This window comes from Bacillus sp. CGMCC 1.16607 (assembly GCF_042683745.1).
In the GTDB taxonomy this organism is placed as follows: domain Bacteria; phylum Bacillota; class Bacilli; order Bacillales; family Cytobacillaceae; genus Pseudoneobacillus.
The window spans coordinates 52,002-62,554 of sequence record NZ_JBHUJX010000020.1 but is presented as its reverse complement, the minus strand read 5'-3'; the positions used below and the strand labels follow the sequence as shown (position 1 = coordinate 62,554).

8 protein-coding genes, 1 rRNA gene and 1 pseudogene are annotated in these 10,553 nt (G+C 36.5%); 9 read left to right on the top strand and 1 reads right to left on the bottom strand.

Annotation, left to right across the window (positions count from 1 at the left end):
• A 5S ribosomal RNA gene (rrf, locus tag ACFSO7_RS14580) occupies positions 1-115 on the top strand.
• Between the two features lie 301 nt (positions 116-416).
• Here rrf and ACFSO7_RS14575 read toward each other — a convergent pair.
• Positions 417-1,658: a translocation protein TolB gene (locus tag ACFSO7_RS14575; protein WP_377878063.1), complete on the bottom strand. Its 1,242-nt coding sequence runs from the start codon at positions 1,656-1,658 to the stop codon at positions 417-419.
• A gap of 170 nt (positions 1,659-1,828) precedes the next feature.
• On the opposite strand from ACFSO7_RS14575, the gene ACFSO7_RS14570 reads away from it, so the two are divergent.
• The 8 genes and pseudogenes from ACFSO7_RS14570 (at position 1,829) to ACFSO7_RS14535 (ending at position 10,390) form a co-directional block, all read left to right on the top strand.
• Positions 1,829-2,533 carry a response regulator transcription factor gene (locus tag ACFSO7_RS14570; RefSeq protein WP_377878062.1) on the top strand — a complete coding sequence of 235 codons (705 nt, stop codon included), beginning with the start codon at positions 1,829-1,831 and terminating at the stop codon, positions 2,531-2,533.
• Positions 2,530-3,504: a HAMP domain-containing histidine kinase gene (locus ACFSO7_RS14565; RefSeq protein ID WP_377878061.1), complete on the top strand. Its 975-nt coding sequence runs from the start codon at positions 2,530-2,532 to the stop codon at positions 3,502-3,504. Before ACFSO7_RS14570 ends, ACFSO7_RS14565 begins: the two co-directional genes overlap by 4 nt.
• Before the next feature lie 307 nt (positions 3,505-3,811).
• On the top strand, positions 3,812-4,582 hold the full coding sequence (locus ACFSO7_RS14560; protein ID WP_377878060.1) for an ABC transporter ATP-binding protein: 771 nt from the start codon (positions 3,812-3,814) through the stop codon (positions 4,580-4,582).
• Entirely contained in the window at positions 4,557-6,461 is a 1,905-nt protein-coding gene (locus ACFSO7_RS14555) for an FtsX-like permease family protein (protein WP_377878059.1), read from the top strand. Before ACFSO7_RS14560 ends, ACFSO7_RS14555 begins: the two co-directional genes overlap by 26 nt.
• 161 nt (positions 6,462-6,622) lie before the next feature.
• On the top strand, positions 6,623-7,231 hold the full coding sequence (locus tag ACFSO7_RS14550; RefSeq protein ID WP_377878058.1) for a DedA family protein: 609 nt from the start codon (positions 6,623-6,625) through the stop codon (positions 7,229-7,231).
• 27 nt (positions 7,232-7,258) lie between these two features.
• Positions 7,259-8,089 (top strand): undecaprenyl-diphosphate phosphatase, encoded by an 831-nt coding sequence (locus tag ACFSO7_RS14545; protein WP_377878057.1) that lies wholly within the window; start codon positions 7,259-7,261, stop codon positions 8,087-8,089.
• A gap of 195 nt (positions 8,090-8,284) precedes the next feature.
• Positions 8,285-9,448, top strand: a pseudogene (locus ACFSO7_RS14540) (HAMP domain-containing protein); the annotation flags it as partial.
• A complete protein-coding gene (locus ACFSO7_RS14535) occupies positions 9,434-10,390 on the top strand; it encodes a methyl-accepting chemotaxis protein (protein ID WP_377878068.1) in 957 nt (318 codons plus the stop codon). The pseudogene ACFSO7_RS14540 and the gene ACFSO7_RS14535, both read left to right, overlap by 15 nt.
• The last annotated feature ends 163 nt before the right edge of the window (positions 10,391-10,553 follow it).

Sequence of the window (10,553 nt, the reverse complement as noted above, 5' to 3'; positions counted from 1 at the left end):
CTGGTGGCGATGGCGAGAAGGTCACACCCGTTCCCATACCGAACACGGAAGTTAAGCTTCTCAGCGCCGATGGTAGTTGGAGGATTCCTCCTGTGAGAGTAGGACGTCGCCAGGCAAAAAAAGAACAACCCATTGTGGTTGTTCTTTTTTTGCTTTCAATTGTCTTCATAGGAGATCTATGATGCCTACCAGAGTAGAAAATAAGCAAAGTCGGACACTATAAAAGGTCCATGATGACGGCAAAAAAAAAAGGATCAAAACAGGTCACCATAAGAGTTTCATGATGACCGCAAAAGTTAAAAAACATCAAAACGGGTCATCATAAGAGATTGATGATGACCACAAAAGTTAAAAAACAATGAAATAGGTCACCATAAAAAGTTCATGCCATCAAATTTATTCATCATTGCCTTAAATCAATTTCCTCCACCATACAAACTAAGCACCTCATCCCAATTCCATTTTTCATAGTATGTGCTTCCTAAATCAATATCCTTTATCCATACGTTCCCTTTTAAATGACTGACCGGAGATATGAATACATTTGCTGATTGTCTATCGGTTCTAATCCAAACAAGTTGATTTTTAATGATTTGTGGCCTAAAGTCACCTTCGTTTTTAGAAGGGAAGGTCAATTGGATTTGTTTATGATTTGCTAAATTTATTTTATAAAGACTAGGTAAAGGTCTTTTATCTAGTTCACCTTCGTTGCTCTCTAGAGAACGAGATACATACAAAAGTTGATCATTTTTCCATACTAAATCTCGATCAGAATAACCTTTAGGTGTTATGATCTCTTTCTTAAAAGTCGGAACACCTAGTATCTGTAATTGTTTATTAGCTGTCGCTTCCCTCCCAACACCACTTATATAACCTATAGAACTTTTAGTTAGGGTCCATTGGAACCATTCCTCGTAATTCAACATTTCGTCTACTTTTTGAAAAAATTGTCCATCTTGGGACAGGATGCAAAGTGTATTACTATCAGCGGATAAAGATGCCGTAGGAACTAGTAAAAAACTTATCCACTTCATGTCATTTGACCATTTAAAAGGACATGTTGAAACATGAAAATCATCTGAACTTACGGGAATAGTATATAAATGAGAGGATACTTGTTTTCCACTTTTAGAAAACAAAATTTTTGATAAAATAATGTCAGAATGAAGATTTGGACTTTCTTTTGATGAGGTTAAAAAGCCTTTCCCATCAGGAAGCCAAGAAAAGTTTTCGATAGGTTTTGAAACAAACGTGATTTCGTTTTGATTAAATAATTCAGCATTCAAATAGTACAGGACTTTATTTTCTTGGAAAGCGATTTTATTTTGTTGAAGTGCCCATTGATAATTATTATTTATGTTAGATTTGATTTTGAAATGTTTGTTGTATTTCAGATTGTACAGCCAAAGTTCTCCGTTATAAATCTTGTATTCATTATTTTTTGTTCCTTTAAGATAGGAAATCCAACTGCCATCGAATGACCATTTTGGATATCTAATGTACTGTCCGTCTGTTATTTTCTTTTCTTTATTGCCAACTTTGATCCATAGATCATTTCCTCTAATAAATGCAGCCTTTCTTTCACTACTTGGCGCAGCATAAATTGTCGTAGGAATTAGAAATACGATCAAAAACAAAAGCATGAGAAACTTTTGCATCTTAGGAACCTCCTTTTTATATTCTTTCAACTATATTTCCCCAATTTGGGACATTCATTTGATATATTCGTTCCTTCGAATATAGTTAATCTCTCATTCTACAGAATGATATAATTGTTCTAATGCCATTTATTAGGAAGGCTTAAATATTTTACTGGGGAGTATGTTCTATGTTTAAAATTTATATCGTGGAAGATGATCGAAATCTGTTACAACTGCTTGAAGAGCATTTACATAAATTCGGCTTTGATACACAATCGGTTAGAGATTTTGATGCAGTTCTATCACAATTTGAAGAATATTCACCGCATCTTGTCATTCTAGATGTAAATTTACCGAAGTTTGATGGTTATTATTGGTGTCGGCAAATTCGAAAGGTCTCTACTTGTCCAATTATCTTTATCTCTGCACGTGAAGGAAAGATGGATCAAGTAATGGCTCTTGAAAATGGAGGGGACGACTATATCACAAAGCCGTTTGATTATGAAATTGCCGTAGCCAAAATAAAAAGTCAGCTTAGAAGGGCATACGGAGAATTTTCTAGTTCACAAAAGGATGATCGAGTTGTCGATGTGGATGGATTGGTGCTAGATGTTGAGCGGCTTACGCTCTCATTCTCTGATTATAAAGTGGAAATCAGTTTTACTGAGGCAAAAATTTTAGAAGAATTAATGAAAAAAGTAGAGAGGGTCGTAAGTCGAGATCGATTGCTCGAAAGAATTTGGGATGACCAAACTTTTGTTGATGATAATACTTTAAATGTGTATGTGACACGTGTCCGGAAAAAATTATTATCTTTAACGATCGAAAATGCTCTGCAAACGATTCGAGGACAAGGGTATCAGTTATCGCCAAATTGGAGGAAACAGGTGTGAAACTATTTTTTCGAGAACATCTGCCTTTGATTTTTATTTATCTCATTCAATTATTTATTATACTATTTGTATTTTGGGTGGATGGGTATCAACATGTATCTATTAGCTTGTACGCAGCTATACTGAGCAGCTGTTTATTTATAGGATATCTTGTATATCGCTATTTTTCTCATCGTGCATTTTATAAGCGACTGGAGCATCCACTTTCATCCTTAGGAGAATTTTTAGAAAATAGGACGGGCACTCCTTTATCTGAAAGTTTGCAACAGCTGTTAAAGGGTCAATATTATCAATATCAAACAGAGATCCATAATTATCAGTATAAGCTTCAAGATCATATTCATTTTATTAACCAATGGGTCCACCAAATGAAAACACCTTTGTCTGTTATTCATTTAATGGTTCAGGATGAAGATGATCCACGGTTTATTGCGATAGGTGATGAACTGGACCGAATGAGAAAGGGCTTGGAAACGGTTTTATATTCGGCACGTTTAGATGCATTTGAGCATGACTTTTTTGTTGAAAGGATTTCTTTAGATAAAGTAGTTCGATCTGTTATATCAGATCAAAAGCGATTATTTATCCGAAATCGTGTTTTCCCATCTATTCAAATGGATGGAGATTTGATTATTGCAACAGATGAGAAATGGATATCATTTGTATTCACACAGATTATAACGAATGCGGTCCGCTATACTGTAGAAGAAAATAGAAAAATTCATATCCGGGGCTACAAGAATTCAAACAATGTAACGTTGGAAATAAAGGATGAAGGAATTGGAATTACAAAAAGTGACTTACCACGTGTGTTTGATCCTTATTTTACAGGAGAAAATGGACGAAACTTTCAGGAATCAACTGGAATGGGTTTGTATCTAGTTAAACAAATTTGTAATAAACTTGGCCATGCTGTAGAGATCGATTCGGCCGTTAATGAAGGAACCACTATTCGTATTACTTTTAGATAGATAACTTTACTGGACTTCGAACGATGTCTAGCGCAAGCGGCCTAGCCCCGACGTACAGGATGTACTAGTGTCGACAATGCGACAGGACGTCGCGCTTTTGTCGACCTCGAGGTCAAATGTTCGCCACCCAAAAAGTCAAAGAACGACTTTCCGGGTGGCGAAGCATTTGCTTGTCGGGGCTGAGCAAGGCGCTTACGCTTTTCTACTTTCCTTACAATCCTGTAAGCTAACTGTAAGTTTACGACATAGTAGAGAATGATCTTTTCTAGTTAGAATGGGGATAGTTAACAAATGAGGAGTGAAGGTCTTGTCTATTTTAGAAGTAAAGCATTTAGCAAAAATTTATGAAGGAAAAGTGGCTCATAAAGCTTTAGATAATATTAATTTCTCGATTGAAAAAGGTGAGTTTGTTGGTATTATGGGTCCATCCGGAAGTGGGAAAACGACACTTTTAAACTTAATTGCTACCATTGATCAGCCAACATCTGGTGAGGTCACGATTAACGGAAAAAATCCACATCGCTTAAATCGGAAGGAAACGTCATTGTTCCGTAGGCATGAACTCGGTTTTGTCTTTCAACATTTTAATTTACTAGATACGTTAACTGTGGAGGAAAATATTGTTCTACCACTTACACTCGATGGCATACGTGTCGCTGAGATGGATCAAAAACTAGCACATGTCTCTAAGAAATTAGGAATTGATTCGATCTTAAAAAAGCGGACATATGAGATATCTGGTGGCCAAATGCAGCGGACAGCTATTGCACGTGCGATTATTCATCAGCCCTCGTTAATTCTAGCCGATGAACCAACAGGAAATTTAGATTCAAAGGCTGCTAAAGATGTAATGGAAACAATTGAAACGATTAACAAGGAAGATAAGGCTACAGCTTTAATGGTTACCCATGATGCGGTTGCAGCAAGCTATTGCCACCGAGTTATTTTTATCAAAGATGGTCAGCTTTACAACGAAATTTATCGGGGAGATAATCGACAAGCATTTTTCCAGAAAATCATCGATATGCTGGCATTACTAGGAGGGAACAGTCATGACCTTTCGACAGTTCGCTTTTAGAAATGTGATTCGAAACAAACGGACATATGCAGCTTATTTTTTAAGTAGTGCCTTCTCTGTGATGATATTCTTCGTTTATGCACTATTTATTTTTCATCCCGATATACAGAAGGGTGTGACTGCAGCCCTTGCCGTTCAGATGATGATTGCTGCTGAAGTAATTATGTATTTTTTCTCATTTTTCTTTGTTCTCTACTCTGTTAGTACCTTTTTGAAGTCGAGGAAGCGAGAATTTGGCATTTTAATGATGCACGGAATGACGAGAATCCAATTGAATCGAATGGTTTTTTTAGAAAATATGCTGATTGGGATTGGCGCGATTGTCGTAGGGATTAGTGCGGGGCTTATTACAGGGAAATTGTTTTTAATGATCGGTTCAAGAATGTTAGATATTGATTCGCTTCCATTCTATTTATCAGAAAAAGCACTCGCTATAACGATTGGAGGATTTTTCATCCTTTTTTTATGTATTTCAGTATTTACAACGATACTTGTCCGTGTAAATAAATTAATTGATTTATTCCAAGCCGGATTAAAGCCGAAAAAGGAGCCAAAAGTTTCATTTTTTCTATCGCTATTATCGGCTATGCTGCTTATCGTTAGTTATTATTTAGCAGCAACAACTACGACGGGAACGATATTCTTTCGAATGCTACCGGTGATTGCTATGACAATTGTAGGTACTTATTTTTTCTATACGCAGTTTTCTGTTTTTATGACTAAAATGCTCCAACGTAATCGGGCTTTATTTTGGAAAAGAACGAATATGATCACCATTTCTAGTCTTGTGTATCGTCTGAAGGATAATGCTCATATGTTTTTTATGGTGACCATCGTTTCGACTGTTGCTTTTTGTGCAGTGGGGTCATTGGCGTCCATGAATGCAATGAGCAAGCAAATCGAGTTGGATTATCCGGCCGCGATTAGTTATTTAGCGAAGAATGACCAACCCATTCAACAGCAGCAGTTACAGCAAATTGAAGAAGAATTAAAATTAAAGAAGATTGATTTTACAACTTATCAAGTTCCAATTAAATATGTAGAGGTGGCTTCGTCATCTGATAAGTATGCACCAAAGGAAATGCCAGTAATATCCTTTTCACATTATAAAAACATCTCTAATAAAGCTGGTTTTCCATTTTCTGAGAAACCTACTACTGGGCTAGAATCACTTGGTATGCTTACAAATCAAATTGAAAGTCATCATCCACAGAGCTATAAGTTGAAACAGGAGAATATAAAACTGAATCAAAATAAGTCTACGAAAAATGTTGTGCTACCATTTCAACTATTGTTTTCTGAAGGTCTAGTCGTTAGCGATGAGCTGTATGAGAGGCTGATAGCGACAAAAGTTGAAATCTTTACGGGATTTTTTACAAACGAATATAAAGAAACAGCTGGTTTGGCTAAGAATCTAGTGAAAGACGGGGTTGCCTATTCCTCTAGTGACCGTCCTTACACGATGACAGTAAGCGGAACCTTATATAATGAAATAATGAGTATGTATAGAATGATGTTGTTTGTTGCTTTACTTATTGGCGCCGTCTTTTTCATTGCCGCAGGTAGCTTTTTGTATTTTCGTCTTTATGCGGATTTAGAGTATGACCGCCGTCTCTATTTAACGATAAAAAAGGTCGGTTTAACAGATCAAGAGCTTAATAAAATTGTGACACGTCAGCTTGTTTTGCTATTTTTTGTGCCAATCATCGTTGCAATGATTCACAGCACTTTCGCCTTTATGGCCCTGCAAAGCTTTTTTCCGGTATCGATTGCAAAGGATATGATCATGGTACTGTCTTGTTTCTTTATCGCTCAAGTCATTTATTTCTTCTTTATTCGTCATCATTATTTGCGGAATTTAAAGAAGACTTTAATCTAATTTTCATAGGAGCCCAGCATTTTTATAGGGATGCTGGGCTTTCTAGTTTGGTATGAAAATAGGTAGAGGTGAGAATGAATTAATGATAGAATAGAATTTTATCGCAGATGAAGGAATAAAGTATATAATTAAGTGTGAATAAGCTAATTTGGAGGGTGAAAATGCAAAACTGGATTACGGATTTTATGGAGCAATTTGGTTACTTGGGTGTCTTTTTAATGATTGCGTTAGAGAATGTGTTTCCTCCTATTCCTTCAGAAGTGATTCTGACATTTGGAGGGTTTATGACGACCTATACGAATTTAACAGCATTCGGTGTTATTGTTGCAGCCACAATAGGTTCGGTCGTAGGGGCGGTTATCCTTTATGGTGTTGGATATCTATTGAATGTAGAAAAGCTAGAAAAGATTATCGAGCGCTGGGGGCATATTCTTCGGGTTAATAAAGAAGATATTCGCAAGGCAGATGCCTGGTTTGATAAATACGGATATTGGACGGTTCTTTTTTGCCGAATGATTCCTTTAATAAGAAGTCTTATTTCGATTCCTGCCGGGATGTCGAAAATGAAATTTCCACTGTTTCTCTTGTTTACAACCGTTGGAACGCTGATTTGGAATATCATTCTTGTTCTAGTGGGTGCGGCTGTAGGTGATCAGTGGGAAAATATTGTTCATTTTATGGATGTGTATTCGAATATTACGTATACCATTATTGCGTTAGGAATTATCCTTTTTGTTGTATGGTTTATTCGTAGGAAGAAAACAGTTTAATTCAAGTCATAAGGAGTTTTTAAGATAATGGATTTTTTTATGATATTAAAAGCAATTATTTTAGGATTGGTGGAAGGCCTAACGGAGTTTGCACCTGTTTCCTCAACAGGACATATGATCATTGTCGATGATATGTGGTTGAAATCCCAAGAATTTTTAACAAAGCCTGTTGCAAATACATTTAAAGTTGTTATTCAGCTTGGATCGATCTTAGCAGTTGTTATTGTCTTTTGGGGACGTTTTCTTGATATGTTTGGGTTAAAGCGTCTTAATAAAGGACAAGATCAGCCACAAGGTAGGTTAAAATTAACGCAAGTCATTGTCGGATTAATCCCTGCTGGAGTTTTAGGGGTACTTTTTGAAGATTATATTGATGAAAACTTATTTTCAACAAAAACTGTGTTAATTGGATTAGTTCTTGGTGCGGTTTTAATGATCGTAGCGGATTATTTTAGTGGAAAAAAAGTAAAAGTCCAAACGGTGGATCAAATTACTTATAAACAGGCTTTCACGATTGGTTTAATTCAATGTTTCTCATTATGGCCAGGATTTTCTCGTTCAGGAGCGACGATTTCTGGAGGGGTACTAGTAGGTTTAAGTCACAGAGCTGCCGCGGATTTTACCTTTATTATGGCTGTTCCGATCATGGCAGGGGCTAGTTTTATTTCTTTATTGAAAAACTGGGAATACTTCACGATGGATGCACTGCCATTTTTTATTGCTGGCTTTATTAGTGCTTTTGTCTTTGCTTTACTTTCTATCCGTTTCTTCTTAAAGCTTATTGATAAAATTAAGCTATTGCCGTTTGCGATTTATCGTATTGTATTAGCCGTAGTAATTTTTTTCATTTTCATTTAATAAGGAATATTTTATAATCATAAAAGGGCTGTGTCGTGAAAATCGGCATAACCCTTTTTTAGATTTGGAGAGAATCAGGCTTTTTTAGAGGGGGATAAGGGAATTCCCTAATAGCAAAAAATAGTCATACTTGTCATACTATTTGAAAGGTCTGAATCATTTTCATAGAAATAGAGAGTTTTTATTTAGTAAGAAATGGGGAGCTATGAAGCAATGAAATTATTTACAAAAATATTATTATCCATACTTAGTACAAGCATTGTTATTTTTGTTTCAGTAATAGGATTTACTCTTTATAAAACAAGTCAGCTAGCTGTAGAGAATGCGAATCAAATTGCCTCTGCAGAAGGGGAAAAACAATCGAAAAAGATTGAAGCTGAACTTGATTATGCAATGGATACGGCAAGAACGGTCGCGTCTACATTCGGTGCAATGGTTGAACAAGGTAAGGGAGATAGAGATGTTGCAAAGGCTGCATTGAAAAAAATACTTGAAGATAATCCAAAGTTTATGGGAACTTGGACTATTTGGGAGCCTAATGCATTTGATGGAGAAGATAATAGATTTGTTAATCAGCTAGGTCATGATGAAACGGGAAGATTTATCCCTTTTTTTAATAGGGTAGCTGACGATATAAATCTAGAGGCAGTTGTCGATTATGACTCAGGTGACTTTTACTTACTTGCCAAAAATAGTGGAGAGGAAGTAATATTGGATCCCTACAAATATCAAGTTAGTGGAAAAGACGTGTGGATGACTTCCTTTGTAGCTCCGATTAAAATTGATGGAGTTGTTGAAGGGGTTGTAGGGATAGACTTTAGTTTGGATTATATGCAGGAAATGAATAAAGAAATTAAGCTCTATGACAATGGATTCGGTGCCATTGTTTCTCATAACGGAAATTTTGTGACTCACAAATCAACAGACTTAGTTGGAAAGAGCAATTACGAGATTAAGGGCTTGAAATCTGTGGGGAAAATAAAAAAGGCGATCGAATCGGGAAAACCACTCTCGATCATAGATTACTCACCAGAAACGAAGAATGATGTGTATAAGCATTACACCCCGATTCAAGTGGGATCTTCTCATACCCCATGGTCGTTAATGGTAGCGATCCCAGTCGATGAGGTGAAGCAGGAATCAAATCAACTTTTAACTTTATCTATGATCATTGGATCGATTGGAATGATTGTACTTTTATTGGTTATTATTTGGATTACACGAGGATTAGTTAAGCCTATTTTAAAAATAGCAGAACAAGTGAATGAAATAGCTAGCGGTAACTTGACAGTTGAAAGGTTGGATATTAAATCTAAAGATGAAATCGGTCAATTAGCTCAAGCGATGAATGAAATGACATCAAACACGAGAGCCTTAATTCGCGATGCTGCAGGAATATCAGATAATGTATCATCTTACAGTGAAGAGTTAATGACATTTACTGACGAAATGAAAGACGGTATTGAACAGGTATCAGCAACGTCGGAGGAATTAGCTTCAGGTTCTACTAATCAGGCGGAGCATGCGAGTGAAACGTTAGTGAAGATTCAACGTGTAGATTATGAAGTGAAACAAATTAATCAGCACACGGAGAAAATGACACAGCAATCTCTAATCACCAAGGATTCCTCTCAAAGAGGTATACAAAATGCAGAGCAAGCCATGGAGCAAATGAAAATGATTGAAGAAAGAGTATCTTCTACTGCCCATATTGTTCAAGAATTAGGTGAAAGATCAAAACAAATTAATCAGATCCTCGAAGTCATCAATGATATCGCTTCTCAAACGAATTTATTGTCCTTAAATGCAGCCATTGAGGCAGCACGTGCAGGAGAACATGGGAAAGGTTTCGCGGTTGTCGCTGATGAAGTCAGAAAGCTTGCCGAACAGTCTTCGGTGTCAACAAGTCAAATTTCGACGATTATTGAGATGGTCCAAAAGGAAGTCCAAGAAGTTGAACAGGCCATTAAAGGGGTAGTAGCGGAAGTGCAATCTGGTTCAAATGTCATTGAAAGCAATCGAGAAGCATTTAATGAGATTGCCAAAAACGTTTCAGATATGATAAATGAAATGAACAAAGTTGCGTATGGATCAAAACAGATTGATCAAGAAACAAGTGATGCCGTGAAAGCGGTGGAGAATATTGCAGCCATTAGCCAACAATCTTCTGCCGGATCAGAAGAGTTATCAGCCACGATGGAACAACAAAGTGCTTCCATGCAAGAAATTGATGGGATGGCAAGAAACTTAGCCGAATTAGCAGAATCGCTTAACCAATCGTTAGCTAAGTTCAAGTATTAAAAGAATTAGGATGAGAAATAAGCCTCGGTTGAAGGAACTAGGATAATGTTCCATTCACCCGAGGCTTTCTTTTAAGATAATTAAGTTACTTTTTATGGATTTCGAAAATTGTCCAGCGTAAGCGTCCTAGCCCCTCGAGGTCAAATGTTCAAAACCCAAAAAG